This window comes from Paenibacillus sp. DP01 (assembly GCF_044784315.1).
Classification (GTDB): domain Bacteria; phylum Bacillota; class Bacilli; order Paenibacillales; family Paenibacillaceae; genus Paenibacillus; species Paenibacillus polymyxa.
Window position 1 is genome coordinate 1,255,943 of record NZ_CP173059.1, and the last position, 25,945, is coordinate 1,281,887.

Below are 25,945 nucleotides of genomic sequence, written 5' to 3' on the forward strand. Positions count from 1 at the left end.
TGTTATGGTTCCAACCAAAAATGAATGTCAAAGGGGGTGCTTCTTGCTTCGGCATCAACGGAGCAAGAGAGGGCTATGGAAACGATAAATATCATTCTAGTTATTTTACTTATCACTTTAACAGCTTTTTTTGTGGCCTCAGAGTATTCCATTATCCGTGTTCGGGTATCTCGTATCAACCAATTGGCCTCAGAGGGCAACAAAAATGCGAAAGCTGTTAAAAATATTCTGTCTCGGCTCGACGAGTATTTATCCGCTTGTCAGCTTGGAACCACATTAACTTCAATGGCGCTAGGCTGGTTAGGGGAATCTACAGTTGAGAAGCTGCTACATCCCCTGTTTGTGTTGGCGCATATTCCAGCTGGACTAACGGGAGTACTCTCCTTTTTGCTGGCTTTTCTGATTTTGACCTATTTCGAGGTGGTCGTTGGGGAACTGGTACCCAAAACCTTCGCCATACAAATTGCCGAACCGATGGCATTGTTTTTTGCCCGTCCGATTACGGTATTCTATAAAATAACGTATCCTCTGAATTGGGTGCTCAGTCGTTCTTCACGTGTCATTACGGGGCTTTTTGGGCTAAAAAAAGTATCCGAAGAAGATGCAGCACTCAGTGAAGCTGAGCTTCGACTGGCATTATCTGAAGGGTTTCGTAGTGGTGAAATTACACCGACAGAATATCGATATTTGAACAATGTATTTGATTTTGACGACCGTGCAGCGCAGGAAATTATGGTACCGCGCATCCACATTCGTTCCATTTCCCACCAGGCAACAGTGGCCGAGTTTATGGAGCTGATCGAGGATAAGGTCTATAATTTTCTACCTGTCGCTGAACATGGGGACCGGGATCGTATTATTGGGATGATTCGTGTGAAGGAAGCTCTGCATGATTTGGCCCGTGGGCATAGCACAGGAAATACAACGATGGCTTCTTACATTCATCCGGTGCTTCAGGTGATTGAGACGGTTCAGGCTCGGGATTTGCTGATTCAGATGCAAAAACGACGTATCCCAGTAGCGGTGCTGGTGGATGAATATGGTGGAACGTCTGGGCTTGTCACCCTAGAGGACATTATGGAGGAAATTGTTGGAGACATTCCTTCCTATACGGATACCGAAACCCCCGCAGCGCTAACACCACTCATTACAAAAACAGATGATCATCGTTACATACTCAAATCACAGGCGCTTATCCATGAGGTCAATCGGCGCTTGGAGACAGATATTGAGGCCGGGGACGTATATACGATTGGCGGTTGGATGCTTTCCGAACGTTTTGATATCCAGCAAGGAGACAAGCTGACCAGCGGATTATGGGAGTTTACTGTACTGGAAAAAAACAGTCACCAAATAGACACAATTGAAGCGGTTAAAAAGGTGATTGTTGAACAGAAGGATGACAGTTATTCTCAATGATGGAAAATGGCATGGCGAAGCAATAGATCGCTTCAGATGTGGCGAATGTCCTGCAAATTAAGCGGCAGCGCGATTCGTCCGCTTTTTTGACGTAATTTGCTGCCTGAATAGCATGTTGTTTTTGTAGTTAGGTCAGGGGACTTAAGACTCTGCATCTTTATGCTTATAAATATAGGTGTCTGTGAAAAATACTACTAGAAATGTAGCAATTTTATGGTAAAATGGAATCAAATTTGAGTTTTTTGGGGTGGGCTACAGTACATGAAGATGTCACTAGGTACGAAAATGGTTACTGCATTTGTCTTGATTTCAGCAATAACCTATGGAACAAGCGCTTTTTTTATTTTTGTACTCAAGGACTGGCTTGCTCATGGTACACAGGAATGGGTATACACCTCGATTATTTTGTTATTGGGTGTCCTGTGGAGTGGCATTTTGGGCTGGTTGATCTCAAAATTACTTACACGGCCGATTGTTAGATTGGCCAAGGCGGCAGAGGAAGCTTCGGCGGGCAACCTGTCTGTCGTAATTCCAGAGCGTCGTTCAGATGATGAAATCAAAGTGTTGTACGATGCATTTCGGCATCTGATGTTGAACATTAAAGATATGTTCAATGAGATCTCGTATAGCACCAGAACAACTTCGCAAAGTGCAGAAAATCTGAGCTTGGCTATTGTACAGGCTACGGCGCAAATCGAGTCCATGTCTACGGTAGTAGAAGATATTTTGGATGGCGTGGAGCAGCAAAAGCAAGCATCTGCCCAATCTATTAAAACAGCGGATCGAATGCTGGGCGATTTTAAAATGATGCGTAGCAAATCGGGACATATGCTTGAACTGTCAGGCCATATGGAGCATTCGGTGGATTCAACGCAGACTGTATTTTCATCCCTGATGGATGGCATGGGTGAGCTGACAGCTTCACATAGTCGTTCACAGCAGGTGATTGCACGACTGGAAAAAGAAGCTTCACAAATTGAAGCGATTACAAGCACGGTGAAGGATATTGCCGAACAGACCCATCTGTTGGCGCTGAATGCTTCTATAGAAGCGGCACGTGCGGGAGAAGAAGGGAACGGCTTTGCTGTAGTGGCGCACCAAATTCGCGCACTGGCCGCCCAAAGTACGGAGTCTGTACAGCAAATTAATGCTATCGTTAGCCGTGTACAGTCACAAATCGTAGAGACTGTGGAGTTGATGCATCAGCAAACGTCTTTAGTCAGTGCTGAGGCGGAACGGACAAGCTCTGTCGACCAGACGCTGAACCGTTTGAACGCTATTGTACGTGAATTTGTCGAAAGCATTCGCACCATGGAAGAAGCCGTAACAGAGCAGACGAATCGGGTGGATCAAACCTTTGAGCAGATTCATCGTATCCAGCAAATGTCAGGGGCGTTCTCTGAAGGTGCTCACAAAATTTATACGGCTGCTCATGAGGAGACGGCTATTATGCAGGAAATTTCATCCTCTTCCGAGGACTTGAAAGTGCTTACGAATAAACTCATGATGAAAACACGTGGAATCAACTATAACTAAAAACGTCATGTGAGGCATGATGCATACCCATAAAAACGTAGCTGCTACACACCGGAAAACGAAGCAAAGTGGTTCTCCGGTGTGTGGTGGCTATTTTTTAATTTCAAAAAATTCACATTGTTTTCTGGGATGGTAAGCCAGGTCACTGACGCTAGACTGCACAACGATGGTCTGATCGTCAAAACGGATTATCGTCCCGCCTGAGCCAATCAATTGGTCATCTTGAAATACCCGGACACGAAGATGACGTTCCAGTGCCTCGCTGAAATCCTGATCTGTAATTAATCGGCGATTAATCGGCATGAGTGTTCTCCTTTGAATATAATATCTTTTATCATAAAGGTTAGGGTATTGAACAAGCAAGAAAGACGGCTAGAACATATTCGACTATTTGGTATAAAATAGAAGATGCAAAGAGAGAAAGAAATCGAAGGGGGCTTTCTATGGACTGGCTATGGTCAGGGTCTTGGTTCGATGCGTATGCGCCGGAAGGGTTCGAAGCCTTTACTCCGTCACATGCTTTGGCTATACTGGGGCTCATTGTATGTGCTTTGCTGCTGTGGCTAACGCGGGGATGGGTTCGGTCAAATAAGCCTGTAAGTGAGGGAATTCGCTGGTTATTAATTACGGTCCTCATTCTTTCAGAGGTGACTTTGAATATATGGTATGTGGCACAGCATATTTGGGATGTCCAGACATCATTGCCCTTGGAATTGTGCAGTGTGACACTGCTGTTGTCCATCCTGATGCTTATGTTCCGCAGCCGTTGGTTATATCCGGTCGTCCTGTTTGCCGGAATTGGAGGAGCGCTCCAAGCAGTACTTACGCCTAATTTGGCTTATGCCTTTCCGCACTATCGTTTTATCCATTTTTTCGTAGCTCATGGTGCTATTATTTTGGCTGCCCTATATATGACCTGGATCGCAGAACTCCGACCGACATGGAAGAGTGTAGGAGGAGTTATGCTATTCCTCAATGGCTTGGCGTTGATGGTGTGGATTGTAGACCGTGCGTTTGGTGCCAACTACATGTTTCTGACCGGAAAGCCGTCGACACCATCGATATTGGATGTTTTGGGGCCATACCCTATTTATATTTTGGCAGAAGAGGTCATTGCACTGCTATTCTTTTCTCTTCTGATGCTGTTGTTTGATGTGCTGCCAGGAGGCAGATTGTATGTCCGCCTTCGCAAAGGAGCTGTGCATGGTGCTGACAGGGCGTTATAAATAGTTGTAAAGCCATGCAAAAGCAGCCTTTTCCACTAGTAATGACTTGGGATAAGGCTGCTAAGAATGTCTGAGCAGTAGCTTATACGGGGACAACGATCCTCTTTATGCTTAACGCAGCAGCGATTCTGCTCCGTCTACATAGATCTCTGTACCCGATACATGAGATGATTCATCTGAGGCGAGAAACAGGACCAGATTGGCGACCTGCTCTGGCTCACCGGGAGCATCCTCCAGCGGATGCTCTCCGCCCTTCGGAAATTCGACTGGAATTTGTACCTTCTTCAAGTCTTCGGTAGGGTACGTGTTATCATCAATTTTCGTGTCGATAGCTCCTGGGCATATCGCGTTAACCCGTATTTTGTAACGTGCCAGCTCCAGCGCTGCCATTTTCATAAAAGCAACCTGAGCCGCCTTGGTAGAGGCGTAAGCTGAGAACCCAATACCCGAAAAGGTTCGGTTACCGTTGATGGAACTGGTGATGATAATGCTGCCGCCGTGTTCTTTCAGGTATGGAACAGCATATTTAACGGTGGCGAAGGTGCCGCGTAGGTTAATGTTCATCGTGCGGTCCCATTCCTCCAGCTCCATGGTCTCAATAGGGGCCATGGTGCCATTAATGCCTGCATTGGCGAACACGATATCCAGCTTTCCGTATGTTTCCACGACTTTAGCGAACCCCTGCTGAATCATGTCTGGCTTGGCAATATCACATTCCAGCACAAGTGCTTCACCGCCTGCCTGCTCAATGATTGCTTTGGTTTCCTCTGCATGCTCAGGTGTCCGATCCAGCATGACTACCTTGGCGCCTTGTTCTGCAAAACGAATGGCGGTTGCTTTACCGATTCCTGAACCGCCGCCGCTGACCACTGCTATCTTTCCTTGCAATCTCTGCTCTGCCATTGACTATTCCTCCCATTCCGTTCATAAGCTAAACCTGACTCGTTATTCCAATACCTCTGAACGTTGATGGTGAAACAGTAGCCGCTGTATTTCACCCCATTTGCGAAATATGGTAACATAGGCGAACCAGTAGAAACTTATAGCCCAAATATATAGATTCTGAGCAAGTATCGGAGAAGACGCGAGTGACGGAGGTGAATCGAATTGGACAATAAAAGAAATGACCGACCCGAATCGTCAGACGCTATAGCACAAATTGGAAAAATGAAACCATGGGTCATGAGCGGTTCCAGCATTCAAATTGATCCGTTGTTTCCCTATTATGCCAATCGGTCGCGGGATAGCATAGCGGATGAGATCGCCCTTGCAGGCTACCAGACCGTGCATTATTTTGTCGTGCGTGAAAATGAAGTGGACGGAGCGCTTGTTGCTGCTTTCCAGCGTAGAGGCATCGCGGTGTGGGCGATGGTGCTGGGCAACGGTTCTTTTGGTGTGTCCCAGCTGCCGCCAGCGTGGAAGGAATGGCGCATGGAGCTGCTGCGCGAGCCCAATGATGGTTTTCAGCGGCTTTCGCATTTTGCCCAGGATTATGTGGAATGGAAAAAGAAAGCCGCTGCCCGGCTCGTCACCGATATTCCGTTTGACGGCTTTGAGGTGGCGGAGCCTTATTTCCCCGAATGGAACGGGCTGCGCAGTGGAGTGTACGGGGATATTGGACCGCATGCGCAGCGTGCCTTCCGCGCGCGCTACGGTGAGGACATTCCGAATTTCCGCGATAAGCATGCGCGGAACTACTACCGGAAGGTCCCGAAGCTGTACGCGCAGTGGGTCGATCTGCGCGTGGACGCCGTGAATGGGCTCATCCGTGAGCTGGTGAACGGCGCAGGCGGTGTGCGTGATGTCCGGCCGGACATCTGCGTGGCGACATGGTCGCTCGCTGTGAGCGGGCGTGGCGATATTCCCGGTCAGCTGCGGGAATGGCAGGGTCTGGACGCGGTAGCCATGATCGGGAGCGTAGCCCCGGATATGCACGTACTCCAGACCCATTGGCCAGACTGGATGCGCCGCCGTCTGCCGCCACAGTATATTCGCGGCTATGCTCGCATCGCGCAGTCCATACGCGCCGCTTATCCGGGCTTGCCCCTCGGAGTGCAGGCAGATATCGGTTCGCTCGCGCGGATGTTTCGGGACCGCGAGTGGACGCGGCAATTCGGGGCTACCGCCCTGGAGGGCGATTACAATGCCTGGACTGCGTATGAATACCATCTGGGAGGCTACATGTACGATGAGCCTCCAGTACCTCTTAGGGCGGAACGTTCCGCCGAAGATGAGGTGGTTATTTCTTTCAGTAAGCGAATTGCAGCCCCGGTTGTGGGTGAACTTCGTATTTGGAGTAGGGAGAACAACGCAGATTCAACTCGCGCTGTGAACCGCAAGCTAGCGAATGATTCACTAACACTGCTAGAGCTTGTGGAGGCAGCAGCAGACGGAAACCGTCTATTGCTCCGTTTACGTAATTTACCATCGAGAACATTTAGTATGCGTATAGACGGTGTGCAGGATACACCAGAGCTGTGGCTGCTCAAGGGAAGAAAGGCACATCGCAATCTTCTCGAACACGAAGTAAAGGTTCCTTAAAATTTGGGTAATAACAAAATAACAGCTGTATAACGGCTCATTTGCCGGAGCATCATGAATTATATGTATTAAGGCAACATCTTTTCATAACATAAACAATAGTGGAGTGAAAAAGGTATGTGGGATTGGGATTACCTGATTCGGGTCATGTTTGCCGGATTGTGCGGCGCATTAATCGGCTATGAACGCAAAAGTCGGATGAAGGAGGCAGGCATTCGCACGCATTTCATTGTCGGGATCGGGGCGTCGCTTATGATGGTGGTATCCAAATATGGTTTTCAAGATCAGACTGTATGGTCTAACCTGTCGCTGGACCCTTCCAGAATAGCAGCACAGGTTATAAGTGGAGTTGGCTTTATCGGCGCAGGAATGATTTTTACACAAAAAAATAGAATCAAAGGGCTAACTACCGCTGCGGGCATCTGGACTACCGCCGGGATTGGTATTGCTGTCGGTGCAGGAATGTATGGGCTTGGCGCGGGTGTAACGCTGTTTATTTTGGCGGCTCAGTCCTTGCTCCATAGTCGTTTTTATCAGATGGCTACCCCGTCCACACGGCAAGTGGTAGTTCAGGTTGATAATGAGCCGGGTGTACTGAATCAAATTAAAGAACTGCTGGAGAACAAAAAACTGACCATTCACAGCTTTCACGCCGAGCGCATCAATAACGGTGAGCAGTTGATGGTTCATATGCTTCTAAAACTGTCTCGGTCAGAGGGAGTGGAGGAATTGTTGTCACTGCTGCAAGAGATGGAAGGCATCCGTTCAGTCGAGACCAAATCCAATTAGACGACTTTACTGCTTTTTGTCGAACGCTGTAGACTCATTTAACAGTAAAAAAATCTAAAAATAATGATTGAAAACGCTTCCTTTTGTGTATATACTCTTACTACATCACAGAATCAGCACCTTAGAAAGTATCAGGGGATAAGCAAAAACGACCTCATGCGTATGCACAAGGTCGTTGCGGTTATCCCGTTATGAAAGACGGATTATTTTACTTTGACGGGTTCAGGATATTTTTTACCCAGCGTATCTACAGTAACTTTTTTCATTGTAGCTGGTTTGGTAGGTTTGTCATTGCTATCCCGTTTGGAGTTGACGATAGCGTCGACCACGTCCATTCCGGACGTTACTTTACCGAAAGCGGCATACTGACCGTCGAGGTAGTCCGCATCGTCAACCATGATAAAAAATTGCGATCCGGCTGAATCCAGATCCGCTGAGCGGGCCATGGATAATACGCCACGTGTATGTTTGAGTGTATTGTTAACGCCGTTGCTCTTGAATTCCCCTTTGATACTGTAGCCGGGGCCGCCTGTACCGTTACCTTGCGGATCACCACCCTGAATCATAAAGCCGGGGATGACGCGGTGGAAAATGGTACCGTTATAAGCTCCCTTTTGCACCAAGGAGATGAAATTGTTAACCGTGTTCGGTGCTACTTCCGGATACAGCTCAAGCTTGATTTTCTTGCCATCGTTCATGACAATCGTGACAACTGGATGTGAAACAGCCTTGCTTTTGTCTTTAGTTGCAGCGGGAGTTGTGGTGCTTGTCCGGCTTGCAGCTTCCACATCGGTGGCTTTTGTGCCACATCCGGCAACCAGCACGAGCATGATGGCCAGCAGGCACAATGTGTACCATGGGCGTATCGATTTTCGGTTCATTAATATTCCTCCTGAAAGGTTGGATGGTGTAACATCCTAATTTATAGTTTGGGGACAGCGCAGAACACTTTTCCATTTACTATCATACCTTTTTTGTTGGGGATAAGGAAATACGGGTTTGAAAGCCGTATTCTTGACCCATACTGCTGCTATTCCCAAGGAAAGGGGCAGGATCATGATGGAGGTAGACAAAAAACTGGCTAAAGGTCTCATATGGGGTATGGCGTTCAGTCTGCCAGTTTGGGTAGGGGTGCTGTACTCAGTACAACATATTCGTGACTGGCTATAACATAAAGTGTAAAGATAGGCCAAAACCGCAATGGTTTTGGCTTATTTATATTTGTGCCAGTCCAAATTGCTGTTATTCAACAGATGTTCAAAGTTGTTGTCCAGCTTCTTTTGTTCAGCTTTTTTTGCTTCAAGGGCACGTTGCCGTTCGTCTTCTTTACGCTTGTCTTGCTCTGCTTGCGCTTCATTGGCTTGAGCCTTAAGCTTGTTCAGCACGTCCTGACTCAACAGATCCTTTAAGGTAGCAGGTTTGTCCTGAGCCGCAGGAGCAGCGAAAGACAAATTTCTCTTTTTAGCCATGTCATCATCTCCATTCCATTCGATTATATCAGCTTCTTCGTGGTTGTTCCACGATGAAAGGCTAAGGTTTACGGTAGACTTTTCTAATTTAGAGGGTAATAATGGAATGAACAGAAGGGACGTGTGGCAGCATGCATCTATATTGGAAGCGAAACCTGATTGTTTTGTGGATCGGAGTATTGTTTTGCAGCATGGCCTATTCCGTGTCGATTCCGTTTTTACCTATTTTTCTGAATACGGAATTGGGGGTTAACGATCAACTGGAATTATGGTCAGGAATTGCCTTTGGAGTTACTTTTTTAGCGAGCGCGCTGATTGCCCCGTTTTGGGGCTCGCTGGCAGATAAGTATGGACGTAAGCCGATGCTGATTCGTTCAGGGTTTAGCCTGGCTGTATTATATCTGGTATGTGCTTTAGTGACAGACCCCTATGTATTTGTAGGAGTTCGCTTGTTTCAAGGACTTCTCTCCGGATTTATTCCTGCGGCGATTGCGCTGGTCGGAACGGGCTCGCCTGAAGAAAAAACGGGCTATGCCCTTGGCATTATGGCGACTGCTGGAGCGACTGGCAGCATTATAGGTCCGCTGATCGGTGGTGTGGTGAGCCATTATTATGGCAATCGAAATGCCTTTTTTTTCTCAGCGGCTCTTGTACTGGTATCTGCGTTCATCGCGACATTTGGCGCTAGAGAGGATAGCTTCAAGGGCACCACTACCCGCTCGCATGTTCGGGATGATATCAAAGAGGCTATTGCTAATCGGCCATTATACTTTTTGCTTATTCTAGCTGGATTAAGTACCTTTTCCGTCATGATATTGGAACCGTTAATTACGGTGTATGTGCTTGAAATGGGTGTGGACCGTAGCCATGCGTCTTTAAGTTCCGGGATTGTATTCTCAGCTGTAGGCATCGCGGCAGTGCTGATGGCTCCCCGATGGGGCCGGATTGGAGGGAAAATCGGCTTTGCCCAAGTGTTGCTGATTGGGCTGATCGGTTCGGGGATTGGGAACATCTTGCAGTTTTTTGTAACCAACTTTGTTGGTTTTGGTGCGCTTCGGTTTGGATATGGATTGTTTTATGCGTCTGTCATGCCGGCGATTAATGCCATGACTGTGGAAGTCACCAAGCCGGAGTTTCGTGGACGAGCCTTTAGCCTGAATCAATCAGCTACCCAACTCGCGACGATGGCGGGGCCGCTGATTGGCGGCATGCTTGGTAGCTGGATGCCCATTCGCTGGATCTTCGTATTAAACGGTGGCATCTTGCTGGTTGCAGCGTTGTTGCTATGGGCGAAGGGAAAAAACGTTTTCCCGATTTCAGCCCAAAATAAAGCAACGGATCAGAATATTCATTCTGCCGGATAGGCCAATTAGATAATTATCCCAAACCCTTATTTTTAGTATATTATTCATAACCCTTTACACTGATCATATGACAGGGAGGGATATATTATGATAAGAGACGACATTTTGCGTCAACAGCTTGAGAATGCCCGTCAAAAGCTGTATATTTTACAAGCAAAACATGGCTTTAATCATGCCAGTGTGCTCAAACAGTCTGTAATTATGGATAACCTCATCAATCAATATAACCACCTTTTTTATATAAAAGAAAAAAAGCCGACTGCATAGATATAACCAACTGGGCGAGATCTTTTAAAAAGGCCACTCGCCCTTGTATTGTAGGGCTGCAATATTTTTAGGTACGGTTAGTTTGATGCGCACTCATCAAGACCCCTATAATAACGACCAAGCCGCCAATGATTTGGCGCCATGTAATCGTTTCGTGCAATAGTAAGACAGAGAACAACACCCCAAATATCGGAACCAAATTCATTAAAGAAACGGAACTGCTCGGTGACAGCTTGATTAATCCGTAATTATAAAGCAAAAATGCGATAACGGAGCAGAACACACCCAGATACATGAGCAACATAAACGATCCCGTTGTCGGAGCCTGCCAGCTATCCTTTTCTAATAGGGCTAACGGTATGAAAAAGATACTACCTGCAACGGTTTGATAAAAAGATAACGTCACCGGCGGATATTTGTCCACAACCTTACGCGTCATGAAAGTGTAGAACGCCCACGCAAATCCGGTGCCAATCAATATTAAATTTCCGATGAGTTGATTCTTACCATCCGAGCTTTCGCCAACGGAGGTTAAGAAATATACCCCGATCATGGCCAGTGCTATGCCGCAGACTTTATATTTGGATAATTTGACTTTATACAAAATAAATTCAAGCAGCGATGTAATTGCAGGATACGATGCGACAATTAATGCTGCGTTGGAAGCGGTCGTCAGGCTAACCCCTATATTCTCCATTGAAAAATAAAGAGTGATTCCCAAAACCCCACTAAACGAAATCGTAGCCAAATCCTTTGGCTTTACTTTGACATGTTCTTTTTTGATCAGCAGAACGATACCTAGTACGATGGAAGCTATGATAAATCTGGATAGACCCAAGGTAAGAGGAGGGAACGTCGTATAGGCTGCTTTGGTGGCAATAAACGATGTGCTCCAGATCAATAGGGCTAGAATCGTAGAAGTATAGTAAATCCGGTTGCTTTCGCTGTGATGAGCTATGACTTTGTTCAAGTTATATCCTCCCTGAGTTCATCCCCTATGAAATATGATAGTGACAGTAGCTACTATAGTTACTACTATGAAAATGCTACTAAAAAGATAATTTGTATATCAGTTTTTGTCAAGGGGAAGTGATATAGTAAGGAAGAACATGAATTGAGGAGAAGACGTCATGAAATCAAAACCAAACATATTAGAAATTCTACGTGATTTGAATTTTAGTGAATATGAAGCCAAGGCTTATGTGACCTTATTGGAAAGCTCACCACTTTCGGGATATGCCGTTTCATTGAACTCTGGAGTACCGAGATCCAAGATTTACGAGGTTTTGTCGGGAATGGTCAACCGTGGGGACATCATGGTAAGTCAAGAAAATACACCTCTATATGTGCCGCTTCCTCCACATGAATTGATTGCCCAGAGAAAGCGCAAAGCAGAGCAGATTTTCAACGTGGCGCAAGAGAGTTTGGAGCAGTACACAGCATCGTTTCAAAACAGAGAGAACATTTGGAATATTTCGGGGTATGAAGCCATTATCAATCGCATTAATGAAGGCGTGAAGGGAGCAAAACACCGAATTTTACTGGAAATTTGGAAAGAGGATGCCGAGGTGTTCCGGGATGCCTTAGAGCAAGCTGCTCAGCAAGGAATTGAGGTGATCCTTGTAGCATATGGTGATCTTAACTTTGATTTTGCTACTGTTTACCGCCATGATATGAGTGAGGAGATTACGTCCGAAATCGGTGGTCGATGGATTGTGCTTAGCGTGGATGACCGGGAGGTTGTAGCTGGCATACTTTCACTTGGTGATGACAGCCGTGCTGCATGGACGCTACACCCGGGTCTTGTAATGCCGATTACGGAAGTGATTATTCATGATATTTATATCATGGAAATCCTATATGAGTTCCGTGAAGAATTGGAGGCCAAATTCGGCCCTAATCTAATCCATCTTCGCAATAAATTCGCCATGGGTCCGAATGGAAAGGGATATTATGTTCCTTTGACTGAAAAAAGTATTAAACGTGTATAGAGATTGTCCGAGGTCCGATACGCAAAAATAAACAGGCCCATGGAGTATGATTCCATGAGCCTAATTTATTGAGTGCTGTCTTCTGTTATTTTACGGTTACAATCACACGCTGATAATGTTTCAAAGAATGTTTACCATTGTCCTGTACTTCTGCAATGATATGAATCGTATCCCCAGACTTCGCATCTGCCGGAACTGTAAAACTTGCAGTATTTGTGTCGCCACCTTGCAGGTCAATCGTGTTTACTTTCTCGCCTTCAGCTAATTCTCGGTGAAGCCCAAGCTGCATATCACCCAGCATTTCAGGTTTAACTTGCGCGGGTTTGACCTTAGAATCTTTATAGGTGTCAGCTTCGAAATATCTCCACCATTTATAGGTCAATGCATCACCGTCAGGATCTGTTCCTTCTGCATGTAGTGTTATGTTCTCCCCTGGACTAGCCGTTAGATCTAATCCTTCTTTAATGGTCAATGTTGGATTATGGTTGGCATCTTTATAGTCGGAAGCAATAGCCCAATCTGCACGGGCAGCAAAGTCATTTTGAATATCATCAAACCAACGCATCAGAGAGTACTCTGCTTCGAATTTTTTCGTATGCACATCATAATCTAACACCGTATTTCTAAATAATTTATCGTTAACGACACCAAAACGACCTCCCCAGCCACCATAGGTTGGGTTTTCCATGCTCCGTAATCCGTTATCAATTAAATAGAAGAAGGATGGAGAATCTCCTTCGGAAATAAAGTCATACTTGTCGTATTGTGGATTTTTCTTCAAGTAGGCTTCACTGCCTCTTTGTTCTTCATCCAATTCACCTTTGATGATATTGCCGTCGCCCATCAAGGCATACATATTCAGCAGCTTGCCATGACCGTCTTTAATGTTTTTGAAGTTCCATTCCCCGTGTAACTTGCTGTTTACTTCTTCCGTGTGCATTTTCCAAGCATAAGCGAAATGCCAGAAGTTAGATTGGTCATTGATAATTCTGATGTCAGGCCAATTTTTGGCGATGTAATTATTGTAGCTATCGTCCTGATCCAAAATGATGTATAGAACGAGTTTATCACTTACTTTTTTCCGAATCGTTTCCCATTGATCTGTATTTTTATATTCGTCTTCAATGGATTTTAGAGCTCTGGCTGTGGTATTGGTTCCACCCCAAGTTTGTACATACAGATCTCTTTGGTCATCGTCTAGGAAAAGTGTTTTCAGGAAATTCGAGCCTTCCGTTTCCTTGTCCATTTCACCTTTGTTTGAAATATTTCCGATCTTGGTAACGCTTTTAATATATTCTGGTTTTGGATATCCTTCAGCATGTTTGATTAGGTTGGGGTAAATCTCTCCGTAGGCATCAATCATATCTGTTACCCATTGGGTTCCGGTCCATCTGAATGGCTTGATGCCGGCCTTTTCATCACCTGCATAATGATATACGGAGCTAGTCAGTACAATCCCGGACAAATCCATTTCGTTAGAGTAGAGAAGAAAGCGTATGACTGAGTTCATATCATCTACTTCTCCGTCAGTAGTAATAACCGTTCTAGCCTTGGTCGCTTTATTTTCCACTTTATTTCCCGCTGGTTGTTCTGTTGGAGCAGCGCTTTCATCCTTTACGACGGCTGGCGACTTACCACTGCAACCACTGATGATTAAAATACATATCATAGCTAACAAAAAAATGCTTAACCCTTTTCTTTTTCTCATTTCTGTTCCCCTCTCTGAACGTTTCTATGATGATTTTTTAGGATTATAACCATGTAGGTATTGTTATTATTCAAGATTTAGGCATAAAAAAAACCTAAACATATATATGTCTCAACAAAAGTCGAGCATATATACATTTAGGTTTTGCCTGCATGATCAGTCACAATCCTGATTAGATTCTACATCATAATCTGACAAAATGAAAGCGGTTTATGATTCTTAGCACAAAATTAGTTTTACGCTTTGAATAAACCGGATTCTTTAACTTCAGACAGGAAGTTGTGGAATTCAGGGATGTTCAGCTGTTGCTGAGCATCGGACAAAGCGACTGCCGGGTTCGGGTGAACTTCTACCATGATGCCGTCGGCACCAGCAGCCAGGGCAGCTTTGGCACAAGGGGCCAGGATGTCTTTACGTCCTGTAGAGTGAGTTACGTCCACCAATACAGGCAGATGGCTTTCCTTTTTCAAAATCGGAACAGCGGAAATATCCAGCGTGTTACGTGTCCATTTTTCATACGTACGAATACCGCGTTCAATCAGCATGACTTGTGTATTACCACGGGATACGATGTACTCAGCAGCATGAAGGAACTCTTCCATGGTGGCAGCCAATCCGCGTTTGAGCAGAACCGGAGTTCTCGTTTCACCCGCAGCTTTCAGCAATTCAAAGTTGTGCATGTTGCGCGCGCCAATTTGAATGATATCGATGTAAGGGATCGCTTCCTCCAAATGTCTTGGATCGACGATCTCACTGATTGTAGCCAGCCCGAACTCGTCGCCAACGCGTTTGAGAATTTGCAGGCCTTCAATACCCAGTCCTTGGAAATCATACGGAGATGTACGTGGTTTGAACGCACCACCACGCAGAATCGGCACACCGGCTTCCTTGAGAGCTGCTCCTACCTCGCGCGTTTGTTGATAGCTTTCCACCGAGCAAGGTCCTGCAACCATGATGGAGGCTTTGCCACCTACCAGTGTGTCTTTAACCTTGATAACCGTGCTATCCGGCTGATTTTTGCGGCTGACAATCAAATGTTTTTTGTGTTCTTCTTTTTGATAGTTCAGAGAAGCCTTGAAAATATTTTTGAACAACTGGCGAATTGTAGCATCGTCGAAAGGTCCACGATTAGCTGCAATCAGCTTGTCCAGCATTTGTTGCTCGCGCACTGGATCAAAGTCAGGCACTCCTTGAGCTTCTTTCAATTTTCCAAGCTGTCCCGCCAGTTCAGCGCGTTGGGACAGCAGCTCCAGCAATTGCAAGTTTGTAGCATCGAGCTGTTCCCGCAACAGCTCCAAAGAATTTTCATTGGTTGACATACAGTACACCCTTCCCGAATTTAAATTGTTTTTTCTTTCAGCCCTTGGACTTTTTGCAGAAAATAACACAAAAAGGCACTCGTCGCAAGGGACGAATGCCGTGGTACCACCCTAATTACAGAAGTATACATGCAAGTCGTCAACGTCATTCAATCGACGGCAGTAACCTCTGAGCTTGATGCCCGTAACGGGGGCTTCCGGAAACCTCTACTGCGGTCAAAGGAATGAATCCTTCTGTCGTCGGTTCAAGGCTCGACTCGGGAGTGAATTTCAACGCGGGATAGCGGTACGCTCTCAGCAATACGTACCTTTCTGTGGGAATCCGATGACGCTTACTTGTCTCCGTCTATGTCTTTGTTCATGGTATTCAAAAGATTTGACCTTATTTTAAACAAAGTGGATGCAGAAGGCAAGCCCTGATTTCCGATTCTAGTTTTTGCATTCCCTATCTGTTCTTTCATCTTGCTTGATCCCTGGGTTCGGGCTTCGCTGATGCGACTCCTCGTGGGTTATCTTCGGCTAAGGTATCATCCGTATGAGTCTTGTCCGCAGTCCTGCGGTCATCCTCTTCTACAGGATTCAAGGCTTTATAGCGTTTGTACTCCATATCAGCCTGAGACATCGGATCTTTATACATAGGAGATTGGTCAACTCCTTTCGGTGTATATACTTCATTACCCGCATAGCAGGATGAGAAATCGCTTTCTTATATCCTATTATATGCAGTAATTAATCCAGAATATCGTCACTGTCCAGTTGCTCTTCTTCATCCCCGTCTGTACCGTTCAGCAAATCTGTACCATGCAGGAATTCAGCAGGCGCAGAGGGATCAACAGGACTATTCGGTGTTAGTTCATCGGCATCAGGCACGTCCTCCAGAGGAGTATCCGGCCCCTCAATCAGATTCTCCCAGTTTGTTTCTGCATTTTGCAGGGAAGGCTCAAAATCATGATCCTGTAGCTCAGTCTTTTGATTGTCGCGATTTGCCATCTAACTCAGCTCCTTTACTTTTTGTTGCTTATTTCGACCTTACCCAAACCGCAGAATGGCTAAACTTAGAGTTAGTGTGTCTGTAAAAAGTTAAAATCATGCGAATAGAGATATGCTCTTTCTCAATTAGCGTTTTTTTGGTAACTGCTGTGATATGATAAAGAGGAGTTGGAGGGATATGAATTGGAATGGTACATGTTTGGTCCGATGATTAGCCGAATCCGAGTAGGTCAAAAGGCGTCTACTCCAGGCTATTCGCGTACCGTTATTCGGCGTCCGGATGGTTTATATTGGACAGACGGCGGACAGGCCGGAAAAATAGTAGAAATACGCGATTATTTATTCTCCGATATTTGGACGATCTATGAGGATGAAGAATGTGAACCTTGGATAGGGCTTAGAGAGCAGATGGAGCGACGCGAACAGGAAATGATCATTAATCAATATGAAGATTTTACAAATAATGATTAAAAAGAACATGATACCCTTATTATGAAGAAGGTATGAACATCATCGTATAGAATAATATAATTTCAGGAAGATAAAAATGTTAAAACATATACAAATTTGTAAATCCTACTACGTAACTTTGAGGTGCTTAATATGAGGCATGTGCCCAAAGCTGTCGCCGCTCTGCTAGCGGTCATTGTGATACTATTGTCGCTGGACCACATTGGCTATGCGGCCAAAATGACCCCGGAAAGGGAGTATAAGATCCCCTCCTGGGATATGAGATGGGGAGCAGAAGACGAGGATGGCTCTTTAGATGAGGTAAATGATCACAGTAAGGTCTGGATGCATATTGAAGATGATACACAGCTACTCAAGCAGCCAGGCAATAGAGGCACCGCCTGGATTCGTATTAAGCTACCTTCGTTAAATGATGAAACACCAGCGGTGCTTTTTGAAAATATTTATGGCAGGCACATTACGCTGTATAAGGATGGTACCAATTTTTATGAATCGTACCGTGGCTATAATTATGAGAATAATCGTATTCTGATTCCGCTGAAGCCAGAAGACAGTGGTAAAACATTATACATATGGACGGAAAGCAGCAAAAATAGACTGGGCATTATCGGAAATGTGATGACTGGTGATTATCGTGACTTGTTGGGAAACTTGGTCAGAATGGATGTCTTGGATATTGTACTAGGCAGTACATTTATCTTTATCGCCCTGGTGCTATTGATTTGCTCGTTTTTCCTGTTCCGTCCAAGTATGGCGATGTGGTTGTCCCTAAGTGCGATTGTATTGTCTATCGGTCTGATGATTGTAACGTATTCACCGTTTTTATATACGTTCTATCGCGGCTATGGCAAGCTGTATTTACAACTTTTTGATGTGGCGCTATTTATTCTGCTGCCTTCATTAGCCTTCTTTTTTGAGCAAAATATCAATTCTATTTTACTGATTCGGAAATTCAGAAAATTGTTAACCGCCTACTCTTTGTTCTGCTTCATCATCATGATTGTGAATTTAGGAGCACAGGAGCGACTCAACGATGTATATTATTTCTTTAGTGTAATCGTCCTCGGTATATTGCTCGTAGCTTTGATGGTACTTTTGGTATTTGCTTCGGTTCGCATGGCGCTTAAGGGAGACCACGAAGCGATCATTTTATCGACAGGCTTTGCATTTTTTGCAGTCATCACTATCGCAGAACTCAGCTGGTTCTTTATCCGGGACGGACACTACAATATGTTTTTATGGAAATGGGGCGTGTTCGGTTTTGTCCTGGCATTGATTGTGATCTTGGGCAGAAGGCTGGCGGAAAAGCACAAGCAGGTGGTTCGGTATTCCAGAGAACTGGAGATGTTCAATAATGAGCTTCAACGTTCAGAGAAAATGGAGATTATTAGCGATTTGGCTGCATCTGTAGCTCATGAAGTGCGCAATCCGCTTCAGGTTACACGTGGATTTCTTCAGTTGATGAGCAAGCAGGAGGATGGTAAAAACAAAGACTATCTGCATATCGCTCTGGAGGAGCTGGATCGAGCGTCCGCGATTATTACCGATTTTCTGACTTTTGCCAAGCCGGAGTTTGACCATACCAAAACGTTGACCATATTGGATGAGTTCAAGCATATTGAAGGAATTATCAGTCCAATGGCAAATTTGCAAGGTGGCAAAATTTCGCTGGATATTCCCCAGGAAATTAAAGTGCGCGGGAATTCCTCCAAATTCAAGCAGGCATTTATCAATATTATCAAAAATAGTATTGAAGCGCTGCGAGAACAGGGACATATTCATATATGGGCTTATGTGGACAATGGAGAAGCAGTCATTCATATTCGGGATAATGGTGAAGGGATGGATGCTCAGACCTTATCCAGACTAGGTGAGCCTTATTTTTCGAATAAGACTAAAGGCACGGGTTTGGGGATGATGGTGACATTTCGGATTATTGAAACGATGAATGGTAAAATATCTTTTACAAGTGCAAAAGGGGTGGGAACAGAAGCGACCATCCGCTTCCCCGTAGCCGGATAACATCCGGCTTTTTTGCGTTCGGAGAAAACGGAGGGAAGCTTGCTGAGCCCACCCGCCTGAGATTAAGAAGTATAGATTAAATAAGCTACAAGTGCCAATCTACCACATCGAGCGAGGCTTCTGGGATGTAGCAAGCACACCTGAAGGGTTTGGAGGGATTACTAGATAGAACTGGTCAGACGTTTCCTCTACCGTTTTGATTTGGATATGATCGGGGATCACGACTCCTAACACATCACGAATTGCAGATTTGGGATCTGCCATCAGTTTTTCTCTGAAACTGGCATCCTCCCAAGCTTTTTGAATGACTTGTGTTTGAAGAACTTCAGTAGCCATCAAAAATCACCCTCTCATTCGATTGGTTATATTTACCTAGTCAGTATACCACGTAAGACTCAGAAAAATCTAGCATTACTTCATATTTTTGGAGAGCCAATAATCAAGCCCGCCTCTTCGCAAATGTGAGCGTCCGCCTTCAATTTCTGCTGCCTCTTCGCTGAGTTCTGCTGCAATGGAATGTGCGAACCTATGCAGGCCGTGGATAGTAGGCTCCATCGTCTCTAGCTCCTGAACGGCTTGATTCGCAATGTTCACATAGCTAGCGAGTGCGCCTCGCACATAAATCGCTTCCTGAATTTCTTGTGGTCCTAGTCCTTCACAATACGGCTTCTTCCGTTCGGCGCTAATATGGGACAATAGGCAGTTATAGCTATGCTCCATCAAATCCTCTGCCCAATCTGCCCAATCATCCGACATTTGGAGCACGAGCAGGGTCAAATCCGTCATCGCTGTAACGATCTCGATCAGGTCAGCATGGTCTGCGAGCAGTAGAGCACCCGTTCCGGCCATTTTTAATGGACTGGCTTTCAGTGCGACCTTATTTCTGTCACCTTGAAAATAGTCTGCTGCTCCTTCGGATACCACACTAACGGCCCATTCGTCCACATACGTCCGGGCATATGTCCAAAAAGGGGAGGTTGCCGGAAAAAGATCCTGATAAATGTTTTGGCACTCGGTATAGAAAAGCTGGCTTAAGGCAAGTTGCGTTTTACGGTTGTCTGCTGCTGTGTCCATCACGTCGTCTTGGATTAAATAATGAGCCATGACGAACACGTTGCCGAGTGACAGCTTGCGACATGTTTCGGGAGGCAGTCCGGTGAGTTCCTGCAGCCAAAATGGAAGCAAATAGCATATGTAATTACGAGTACTGTCTTCACGCAACGGATTAAACCGTGCCAGGTAGTCTAACCCCTCTTGCTGAAAGGGAGCCTGAAATGTGGCCGTCCGTTCCTCAGCTTGACGAAATACCTTTTCCAATTCTTCTTTGTATGCAAAATACCACTCCATGGCCATCACCCGCATCTCTTATAAATGTTTTTGTAGCGACTTCTAGTTGTTACCCGCCATTGTACAACAGATTGCAATTTTCAAGAATTTGTTATTTTTAAATAAGGAATGTTGTGAAAAACATATAAAATGAATAAAAAAAGCTGAAAGAGAAAATATAGATGAAAAAGGATGAAAGGAGGGGCCACAACATGAAAAAACAATGGAAATTGACCGCTGCTATCCTATATGGAGGAGTGATGATGTATGGTACTGCGAGTGCAGGAGCATCTGGTATTGAATCGGGTAATCCGTTGCAAGCTCTCACTCCCAACGATTCTGTCCAAGGAGAAGCCCACCAGTGGAATATTGATCCACAGGATGACCACGGGCATGGACATGTGCATAGACATAGACACGGCAAAAGGCCGGGCGGCTTGAATCACCATCTCAACGAGAAAGTAGCTAGGCTGCTGGGTATCACCCCTGTCCAGTTAGAGAAAGAGCTGGGGCAAGGGAAATCGTTGGCCGACGTTGCTAAAAGCAAAGGCATTCGGGAGGATCAACTCATCGATAAATTGAAGAATGAAATGACCGTGGATTTGAAGCGGCTTGTAAACCGTAAAGGTCCGATTACATTCGACCGTAAATCTGGAACTTCAAATGAAGCTCAATTGAAGCCTTAGTCTTCTGAAGAAGAATTGTTTTACGACAAAAAAGGATGGGGAGAACCCATCCTATCCTTATATTTCAACTTCCTTCATAAAGTGACTGTTGTGAGGAGAATCAGCTATCTTTAAAAAGCTTAAAAAAATCAATGGTTTCATTAAAATCTTCATCATCCGTATAAATGTTCATGATCTTGCCTATTTCGATTGCAAAATCTACATACTTATTGGGTTTAGCAGATATGATATTCTTGTGTATCTCCAGACCCGATGGATGACTCACATGATTTTTAGGAGAAACACCTGCTAGCTCCAATAGTTCAGTCGCAGAACAAATGGTCGCGATCACTTTATGATCATTATTCAGTGCTTTGATGAGAGCTAGAAGTTGTTTGTTTGTCTTTAATTGAGTGTTATCTCCACCAGGTATAATGAGGAGTTGAATGTCCTCCGCAGACACTTCATCAAGGGCTACCGCAGGTGTAACTTTAAAATCCTCATAGGAAATGACAGGATCTTTGGATACTCCAATTGTAACAATATCCCCTTTTGTTTTCATAAAATAGGTTGCTAGCATAATTTCAAAACTAACATAACCATCATAAATTAGAACATGTGACTTCATTTATGCACCTACTAACAATTTTTTAGTTTAAGTCCGTTAAAAGCGTCTTTAGGAAGATTACATATAGTCAGAATATATCATCTTGAAGAGTTTAAATCCATATTTTACAGCAATATCAATAAGTTTTGGTAATCTAACTTGTTGAATTTTGGTCAGTATGGATTCAAATTAAAAAAATAACCAGTCACCTTGAAATTAACAGCGACTGGTTATTGAGTTTTGCTCGGATGCGAGTGAAGTGAAACCTACAATAGCTTTTAAGCTGGGAAATACGGCTATGTGACACGCCAATCCATTCAGCATATTCGCCTTGCTTGGCTGTGGGATGCTCACGAATGAGGCTTCTTAGATGTTCAACCAAAGTTGTGATGACAATCAAATGACGCTGTTTCCTTTCAAATCGTGTATGCATTTTTTACATAAAAATGAATCTCTGAAATAGCTTAAATCCTGAACCGAATAGCATAAATGGCAGCAGACACCAATATATTTCCGCATACTTAACAATCCTGTTTCAACATCCAAGTAAAATTCCAAAGACTCGCCAGCTTGAATTCCCATAGAGTTTCGCAATTCCTTAGGAATAACAATCCGGCCTAACGTGTCCAAGGGACGTGTCATACCTGTATTTTTCAAGTGACCTTCTCCTTATCATAATAATCTATCAACCAATAATCTCCTAATAAAAAAATAAAAATCTATAAAGTAAAAGTATTTATCGATGTTCCAAAAGATGGTATTATCATGAATGAAAAACAATAAGTATACTATTAGTTTCAAAACTATATGAATTATTGAAATGGGAATCTATGAAGATGCTGAAAGGGTGGTTTATCCATGGAAATCACACCTACGATACAGGCAGAAGTTCAAACCTATCTAAAACGCAAAAGATTAACCATGACCGAGTTTGGTCACACGATCGATTTGAATGTAGGTACAGTTAGTGGTATTGTGACGGGCAATCGATCTATGTCGGTTCACCAACTGGATAGTATTACTGCGGGAATGAATTTACCACCGGATTATTTTTACGAACGCTATATTGAAGAATGCATTGAAGAATGTCCGCTCAACTGGAAAAAAATCAGCCCGTTCCTGTACCGATGCATTGAGCTAGGGCGATTGGACTGCTTGCAGCGAGTTGTAATTCTATTATTGGATAACCCTAATTATCTGCCATCGCTCTTTGAAGTCGCCGAAAATGTATACCAAGACGGTTACAACGAAGCAGCCGCTTACCTATACAAAAAGGTAGCTGAAAGCGAAAAGCAGCAACATTCAGAGCGATTGGCAATCTGCCAGTATCGCTTGTTCCAAATCAAAGTCGGACAGGATCGGGCAGTAAACCTTCAGGCTGCTATTGAATTCGCCCCTTTTGTGGATCGCTTAGATGAGATAGAGCAACTGGATGCTTTAAAAGATTTGGCGAATGTCTATAGATCATTAAGCATGTGGGATAAGGTGTATGAATTCGCACATCAAATGGGTCAGTTAGGACAACTCCAATATCATCTGGTTCACAATTCCAAGCGAAAAGGAACAGAGCCACGAAAAAAGCCAATTAGACCGTTTTTTACTTACATAGCTTACTCTGAATTAATGTGTGCTAGTGCTTGCGACGCAAAAGGAGATCATGGACAGGCATTAGAACACATTCATCGTTATGCCGATCTAGGCTGGGTGAAGGAAAAAGACCCCGAGTCTTTGTATTGGAAGAAGCAATATCAGCAGTGGGCGAAAATTAATACTTACGTCAACAGGCTCATGTCTGGTGATATTAGCGTTTTGCCAGATTACGTAGAACATATAGCTGCCGAAAAAGAGATCTTTTCCGAGCTATTAAACGTCCTTGAAGTGGCTAATCGCTATAATGTAGATGTTGACCATATCTTTTGGCGTTTTGAAACCCAAATCGAAGCTTATCAGGAACCGTTATCTTCGGATACTTATTCTCAACAAGTGTTACCAGAAGAATACGTAAGGTTTTGGTACAAAATGGCTAAATACAACCTAAATAAAGGCAGATATCCATATGGTTTCAAATGTTTATTAATCGCTTTTGAAAAAGCTGTTACAATTAACCATGTACTACTTATTGCCAATTGTTTTGGACTATTTTCTCACTTCAAAACACATGCGGCTCCTAAAACACAGGCACAGTTCCAATCTATTTATGAGGAGGTGTGGAAGAAAAATGATCAAAAGGATGGCTTTCTTCTTGGTGGTAATTAGTTCTTTACTGGTATTCACAGTACCAGTCCAAACTGGAAATCTAAGCCATGATACAATCCAAACACAAGGACACGTTGGTGGAATGTAATCAAAGTAAACACCTTCATACTCATTTTATTGGCCAGCTTATTGCTGGTCTCTTTTTGTATTATTTTGTAATTTTTTGCTTCAAAATTGATCTTGGCCTATTTGTACATCCCTTCTTAAAATGAAATTCATGAGGAGGTATGTAGGATGAACAAGGATGAAAAGGTAACGTTAATTCAACAAATGGAACATGCCAGACAACACATGCATGATCTTTACGCAGAGTATGGCCTAGGACATGCCTGTGTACTGGAGCAGTCTATGCTTTTGGATGAACTGATTAATCAGTTCAACCGTATGTTTCAGACCAGGAAGCAGCCTCACCAAGTTTTGGACCAGATCCTTAACAACGACGATGGTATGCTGAGTTCATCCCCCCATTCCTATTATGCAAAACTGTGATTTCTCCCACGTAATGCTTATAATTATTCAATATAATGACTTATTTTAAAATAAAATACATATCCATGTCATAAAATGTTAATCAGTTTGGAACATGATTCATCACACTTAGACAGCAAAAAAGCAGAGCTCAATACGTGAGCCCTGCAAAAGCCTTTGACGGTATTTGAATCCCTATGCTGAAACGCTGGGGCAGAAGATTAGCCAAGCTCCTGCGTGCTTTTGGAAGCACGTTTGGAGGAAAGGAACTGAAAATGAAGCCGCCAGTTCAATCGCTGTCTGCCTTTGGAGCCAACAATCCAGTTGCCGCCAGGCAGATGGGCAAAGAGCCAGCTGATACCGAGAGAAGCACTTGCCACGACGACAAACGTAATGAGCGTAGCTGTAAAATGATGATCCCCTAGGGCAAGCGGACGGGTGTAAAAGGATATGAAGGACAGCACGAGCGCATGGGCCAGATATCCTCCGAAGGAATAGCGTCCGATCCAGTTTAGCATACGACGAAACGGCTCGGAACGCTGGTCTTTTTGCAGATGAAGTAGCAGCCCATACAACAAAAGCAACTGCGAGACAATCAGTACGAAGGTGCTTGGCTTCAGATAGGTAGAAATATTGAGATTGATCGTATCGCCCGACTGGATCAGCATCGTATGACCCATGAGCATGAACAGACCAATAAAAACAAATACATTCCATGGCAACGTCTGCTGGGCCAATCCCCGCCAGGTGTCCGTCATATAGGCGCACACTGCGCCCAGCATAAAATAGAAAAAATACATAACAAAGTTATAAGTGCGGTAATCTAACAAAGTCTGCCCAAAGGACGGCAACCAAGCGCTCCATGCAGACATGTCATAGTAGGACCATTGTAACAGCAACGCATAAGCCGCAGCAGCAATCAGCATAACAGCCAAAACAAGCTGCTTGCGCTTTTTGATGCTATAACGACGTAGAAACGTTCGAATCTGCTCGGTTGCTTTTGCAAATAAAGGAAACCAAATATAAAACTGAAAGATCATGACCACAAACCATAGATGATATCCGCTGACGGGAATAATCATTTCCTCGAACATGCCTTTGTAAAAGGATATATTTCCCCACTGTGCGGTTGACCAGTTCTGAGTACACACCCAATAGACAACCGTCCAGCAGAGAAAAGGAACATAAATATCTCGAAACCGTCTGCCAATATAACGGGAATAGCCAATCGGTTTGTTACCATTATAAAATAGCAACGCCGCAGACAGGAAAACGAACGTCGGTGTGCCAAAACGTGTCAAATGGTACAGCATCGCGAGCATAACGGAATCCGGTTGTTGGATGTCGCTGCGATAAATATATTCGCCAATGCAATGCTGAAGCACGACAGCGAGGTAGGCAAGACCCCGTAGTTCTGTCCACTCCGCGATACGCGGCTTGCTCATCCATATCACTCCTTTTCCTCAAGATTCGCACATGTTTTTCCTAGCACAATTGTAGGTATTGTATCG

The 25,945-nt window shown here is 44.4% G+C and carries 25 protein-coding genes and 1 pseudogene; 13 read left to right on the forward strand and 13 right to left on the reverse strand.

The window, feature by feature from the left end; translation table 11 throughout:
* Positions 1-75 precede the first annotated feature (75 nt).
* Together ACH59B_RS05445 and ACH59B_RS05450 are read left to right on the forward strand one after the other, a co-directional pair.
* A complete protein-coding gene (locus ACH59B_RS05445; protein WP_103042251.1) occupies positions 76-1,419 on the forward strand; it encodes a hemolysin family protein in 1,344 nt (447 codons plus the stop codon).
* 261 nt (positions 1,420-1,680) lie between these two features.
* Entirely contained in the window at positions 1,681-2,955 is a 1,275-nt protein-coding gene (locus tag ACH59B_RS05450) for a methyl-accepting chemotaxis protein (RefSeq protein ID WP_016821381.1), read from the forward strand.
* A 90-nt stretch (positions 2,956-3,045) separates the two neighbouring features.
* Here ACH59B_RS05450 and ACH59B_RS05455 read toward each other — a convergent pair whose 3' ends face one another.
* On the reverse strand, positions 3,046-3,258 hold the full coding sequence (locus ACH59B_RS05455; RefSeq protein WP_016821380.1) for a hypothetical protein: 213 nt from the start codon (positions 3,256-3,258) through the stop codon (positions 3,046-3,048).
* Between the two features lie 140 nt (positions 3,259-3,398).
* Between ACH59B_RS05455 and ACH59B_RS05460 the strand changes: the two genes are divergently transcribed.
* Entirely contained in the window at positions 3,399-4,181 is a 783-nt protein-coding gene (locus ACH59B_RS05460; RefSeq protein WP_103042252.1) for a TIGR02206 family membrane protein, read from the forward strand.
* A gap of 111 nt (positions 4,182-4,292) precedes the next feature.
* On the opposite strand, the gene ACH59B_RS05465 is transcribed toward ACH59B_RS05460, so the two are convergent.
* Positions 4,293-5,084, reverse strand: a complete 792-nt coding sequence (locus ACH59B_RS05465; RefSeq protein WP_025364190.1) for an SDR family NAD(P)-dependent oxidoreductase — start codon at positions 5,082-5,084, stop codon at positions 4,293-4,295.
* A 204-nt stretch (positions 5,085-5,288) separates the two neighbouring features.
* Between ACH59B_RS05465 and ACH59B_RS05470 the strand changes: the two genes are divergently transcribed.
* The gene (locus ACH59B_RS05470; RefSeq protein ID WP_044786419.1) at positions 5,289-6,722 is read left to right on the forward strand and encodes a hypothetical protein; all 1,434 of its coding nucleotides are present in this window, start codon (positions 5,289-5,291) and stop codon (positions 6,720-6,722) included.
* A gap of 117 nt (positions 6,723-6,839) precedes the next feature.
* A complete protein-coding gene (locus ACH59B_RS05475) occupies positions 6,840-7,511 on the forward strand; it encodes an MgtC/SapB family protein (protein WP_016821376.1) in 672 nt (223 codons plus the stop codon).
* Between the two features lie 203 nt (positions 7,512-7,714).
* Here the strand turns inward: ACH59B_RS05475 and ACH59B_RS05480 are convergent, their stop codons facing one another.
* Complete coding sequence (locus ACH59B_RS05480) at positions 7,715-8,392, reverse strand: peptidylprolyl isomerase (RefSeq protein ID WP_017426371.1); 678 nt, start codon at positions 8,390-8,392, stop codon at positions 7,715-7,717.
* A 330-nt stretch (positions 8,393-8,722) separates the two neighbouring features.
* On the reverse strand, positions 8,723-8,980 hold the full coding sequence (locus ACH59B_RS05485) for a YqkE family protein (protein WP_044786420.1): 258 nt from the start codon (positions 8,978-8,980) through the stop codon (positions 8,723-8,725).
* A 131-nt stretch (positions 8,981-9,111) separates the two neighbouring features.
* Here ACH59B_RS05485 and ACH59B_RS05490 point away from each other — a divergent pair, with 131 nt between their 5' ends.
* A complete protein-coding gene (locus ACH59B_RS05490) occupies positions 9,112-10,344 on the forward strand; it encodes an MFS transporter (protein ID WP_044786421.1) in 1,233 nt (410 codons plus the stop codon).
* 87 nt (positions 10,345-10,431) lie between these two features.
* On the forward strand, positions 10,432-10,611 hold the full coding sequence (locus ACH59B_RS05495) for an aspartyl-phosphate phosphatase Spo0E family protein (protein ID WP_013369715.1): 180 nt from the start codon (positions 10,432-10,434) through the stop codon (positions 10,609-10,611).
* A 67-nt stretch (positions 10,612-10,678) separates the two neighbouring features.
* Here ACH59B_RS05495 and ACH59B_RS05500 read toward each other — a convergent pair whose 3' ends face one another.
* Positions 10,679-11,581, reverse strand: a complete 903-nt coding sequence (locus ACH59B_RS05500; RefSeq protein WP_016821372.1) for a DMT family transporter — start codon at positions 11,579-11,581, stop codon at positions 10,679-10,681.
* A 160-nt stretch (positions 11,582-11,741) separates the two neighbouring features.
* On the opposite strand from ACH59B_RS05500, the gene ACH59B_RS05505 reads away from it, so the two are divergent.
* Positions 11,742-12,602: a TrmB family transcriptional regulator gene (locus ACH59B_RS05505; RefSeq protein WP_013369717.1), complete on the forward strand. Its 861-nt coding sequence runs from the start codon at positions 11,742-11,744 to the stop codon at positions 12,600-12,602.
* A gap of 85 nt (positions 12,603-12,687) precedes the next feature.
* On the opposite strand, the gene ACH59B_RS05510 is transcribed toward ACH59B_RS05505, so the two are convergent.
* The 3 genes from ACH59B_RS05510 to ACH59B_RS05520 all read right to left on the reverse strand — a co-directional run bounded on the left by ACH59B_RS05510 (position 12,688) and on the right by ACH59B_RS05520 (position 16,619).
* The gene (locus tag ACH59B_RS05510) at positions 12,688-14,310 is read right to left on the reverse strand and encodes a nucleoside hydrolase-like domain-containing protein (RefSeq protein ID WP_404303467.1); all 1,623 of its coding nucleotides are present in this window, start codon (positions 14,308-14,310) and stop codon (positions 12,688-12,690) included.
* A gap of 236 nt (positions 14,311-14,546) precedes the next feature.
* Complete coding sequence (locus ACH59B_RS05515) at positions 14,547-15,629, reverse strand: bifunctional 3-deoxy-7-phosphoheptulonate synthase/chorismate mutase (protein WP_013369718.1); 1,083 nt, start codon at positions 15,627-15,629, stop codon at positions 14,547-14,549.
* 729 nt (positions 15,630-16,358) lie between these two features.
* Positions 16,359-16,619, reverse strand: a complete 261-nt coding sequence (locus tag ACH59B_RS05520; RefSeq protein WP_013369720.1) for a hypothetical protein — start codon at positions 16,617-16,619, stop codon at positions 16,359-16,361.
* A 183-nt stretch (positions 16,620-16,802) separates the two neighbouring features.
* Between ACH59B_RS05520 and ACH59B_RS05525 the strand changes: the two genes are divergently transcribed.
* Positions 16,803-17,090 carry a hypothetical protein gene (locus ACH59B_RS05525; protein ID WP_016821367.1) on the forward strand — a complete coding sequence of 96 codons (288 nt, stop codon included), beginning with the start codon at positions 16,803-16,805 and terminating at the stop codon, positions 17,088-17,090.
* Positions 17,091-17,222: 132 nt separating this feature from the next.
* Positions 17,223-19,112: a sensor histidine kinase gene (locus ACH59B_RS05530; protein WP_263561024.1), complete on the forward strand. Its 1,890-nt coding sequence runs from the start codon at positions 17,223-17,225 to the stop codon at positions 19,110-19,112.
* Positions 19,113-19,211: 99 nt separating this feature from the next.
* On the opposite strand, the gene ACH59B_RS05535 is transcribed toward ACH59B_RS05530, so the two are convergent.
* Entirely contained in the window at positions 19,212-19,448 is a 237-nt protein-coding gene (locus tag ACH59B_RS05535; protein ID WP_016821365.1) for an NHLP leader peptide family RiPP precursor, read from the reverse strand.
* Between the two features lie 75 nt (positions 19,449-19,523).
* Positions 19,524-20,459, reverse strand: coding sequence for a hypothetical protein (locus ACH59B_RS05540; RefSeq protein ID WP_029514872.1), 936 nt, complete (start codon positions 20,457-20,459; stop codon positions 19,524-19,526).
* Between the two features lie 191 nt (positions 20,460-20,650).
* Here ACH59B_RS05540 and ACH59B_RS05545 point away from each other — a divergent pair, with 191 nt between their 5' ends.
* Positions 20,651-21,124 (forward strand): hypothetical protein, encoded by a 474-nt coding sequence (locus tag ACH59B_RS05545; RefSeq protein ID WP_019686332.1) that lies wholly within the window; start codon positions 20,651-20,653, stop codon positions 21,122-21,124.
* Between the two features lie 100 nt (positions 21,125-21,224).
* Here ACH59B_RS05545 and ACH59B_RS05550 read toward each other — a convergent pair whose 3' ends face one another.
* Both ACH59B_RS05550 and ACH59B_RS05555 read right to left on the reverse strand, forming a co-directional pair.
* Positions 21,225-21,731 (reverse strand): DJ-1/PfpI family protein, encoded by a 507-nt coding sequence (locus ACH59B_RS05550; protein WP_025364198.1) that lies wholly within the window; start codon positions 21,729-21,731, stop codon positions 21,225-21,227.
* Between the two features lie 184 nt (positions 21,732-21,915).
* Positions 21,916-22,367, reverse strand: a pseudogene (locus ACH59B_RS05555) (AbrB/MazE/SpoVT family DNA-binding domain-containing protein).
* 201 nt (positions 22,368-22,568) lie between these two features.
* Here ACH59B_RS05555 and ACH59B_RS05560 point away from each other — a divergent pair.
* Positions 22,569-23,966 carry a helix-turn-helix domain-containing protein gene (locus tag ACH59B_RS05560; RefSeq protein WP_039276883.1) on the forward strand — a complete coding sequence of 466 codons (1,398 nt, stop codon included), beginning with the start codon at positions 22,569-22,571 and terminating at the stop codon, positions 23,964-23,966.
* Positions 23,967-24,200: 234 nt separating this feature from the next.
* Positions 24,201-24,455: an aspartyl-phosphate phosphatase Spo0E family protein gene (locus tag ACH59B_RS05565; RefSeq protein ID WP_016821360.1), complete on the forward strand. Its 255-nt coding sequence runs from the start codon at positions 24,201-24,203 to the stop codon at positions 24,453-24,455.
* Between the two features lie 200 nt (positions 24,456-24,655).
* Here the strand turns inward: ACH59B_RS05565 and ACH59B_RS05570 are convergent, their stop codons facing one another.
* Positions 24,656-25,879 (reverse strand): acyltransferase, encoded by a 1,224-nt coding sequence (locus ACH59B_RS05570; protein WP_016821359.1) that lies wholly within the window; start codon positions 25,877-25,879, stop codon positions 24,656-24,658.
* Positions 25,880-25,945: the final 66 nt, after the last annotated feature.

Coding starts and splice junctions, on each gene's coding strand:
- ACH59B_RS05445 (WP_103042251.1), top strand. CDS start 76: ATGGAAACGATAAATATCATTCTAGTTATTTTACTTATCACTTTAACA.
- ACH59B_RS05450 (WP_016821381.1), top strand. CDS start 1,681: ATGAAGATGTCACTAGGTACGAAAATGGTTACTGCATTTGTCTTGATT.
- ACH59B_RS05455 (WP_016821380.1), bottom strand. CDS start 3,258: ATGCCGATTAATCGCCGATTAATTACAGATCAGGATTTCAGCGAGGCA.
- ACH59B_RS05460 (WP_103042252.1), top strand. CDS start 3,399: ATGGACTGGCTATGGTCAGGGTCTTGGTTCGATGCGTATGCGCCGGAA.
- ACH59B_RS05465 (WP_025364190.1), bottom strand. CDS start 5,084: ATGGCAGAGCAGAGATTGCAAGGAAAGATAGCAGTGGTCAGCGGCGGC.
- ACH59B_RS05475 (WP_016821376.1), top strand. CDS start 6,840: ATGTGGGATTGGGATTACCTGATTCGGGTCATGTTTGCCGGATTGTGC.
- ACH59B_RS05480 (WP_017426371.1), bottom strand. CDS start 8,392: ATGAACCGAAAATCGATACGCCCATGGTACACATTGTGCCTGCTGGCC.
- ACH59B_RS05485 (WP_044786420.1), bottom strand. CDS start 8,980: ATGGCTAAAAAGAGAAATTTGTCTTTCGCTGCTCCTGCGGCTCAGGAC.
- ACH59B_RS05490 (WP_044786421.1), top strand. CDS start 9,112: ATGCATCTATATTGGAAGCGAAACCTGATTGTTTTGTGGATCGGAGTA.
- ACH59B_RS05495 (WP_013369715.1), top strand. CDS start 10,432: ATGATAAGAGACGACATTTTGCGTCAACAGCTTGAGAATGCCCGTCAA.
- ACH59B_RS05505 (WP_013369717.1), top strand. CDS start 11,742: ATGAAATCAAAACCAAACATATTAGAAATTCTACGTGATTTGAATTTT.
- ACH59B_RS05510 (WP_404303467.1), bottom strand. CDS start 14,310: ATGAGAAAAAGAAAAGGGTTAAGCATTTTTTTGTTAGCTATGATATGT.
- ACH59B_RS05515 (WP_013369718.1), bottom strand. CDS start 15,629: ATGTCAACCAATGAAAATTCTTTGGAGCTGTTGCGGGAACAGCTCGAT.
- ACH59B_RS05520 (WP_013369720.1), bottom strand. CDS start 16,619: ATGGCAAATCGCGACAATCAAAAGACTGAGCTACAGGATCATGATTTT.
- ACH59B_RS05530 (WP_263561024.1), top strand. CDS start 17,223: ATGAGGCATGTGCCCAAAGCTGTCGCCGCTCTGCTAGCGGTCATTGTG.
- ACH59B_RS05535 (WP_016821365.1), bottom strand. CDS start 19,448: ATGGCTACTGAAGTTCTTCAAACACAAGTCATTCAAAAAGCTTGGGAG.
- ACH59B_RS05540 (WP_029514872.1), bottom strand. CDS start 20,459: ATGGAGTGGTATTTTGCATACAAAGAAGAATTGGAAAAGGTATTTCGT.
- ACH59B_RS05545 (WP_019686332.1), top strand. CDS start 20,651: ATGAAAAAACAATGGAAATTGACCGCTGCTATCCTATATGGAGGAGTG.
- ACH59B_RS05550 (WP_025364198.1), bottom strand. CDS start 21,731: ATGAAGTCACATGTTCTAATTTATGATGGTTATGTTAGTTTTGAAATT.
- ACH59B_RS05560 (WP_039276883.1), top strand. CDS start 22,569: ATGGAAATCACACCTACGATACAGGCAGAAGTTCAAACCTATCTAAAA.
- ACH59B_RS05565 (WP_016821360.1), top strand. CDS start 24,201: ATGAACAAGGATGAAAAGGTAACGTTAATTCAACAAATGGAACATGCC.
- ACH59B_RS05570 (WP_016821359.1), bottom strand. CDS start 25,879: ATGAGCAAGCCGCGTATCGCGGAGTGGACAGAACTACGGGGTCTTGCC.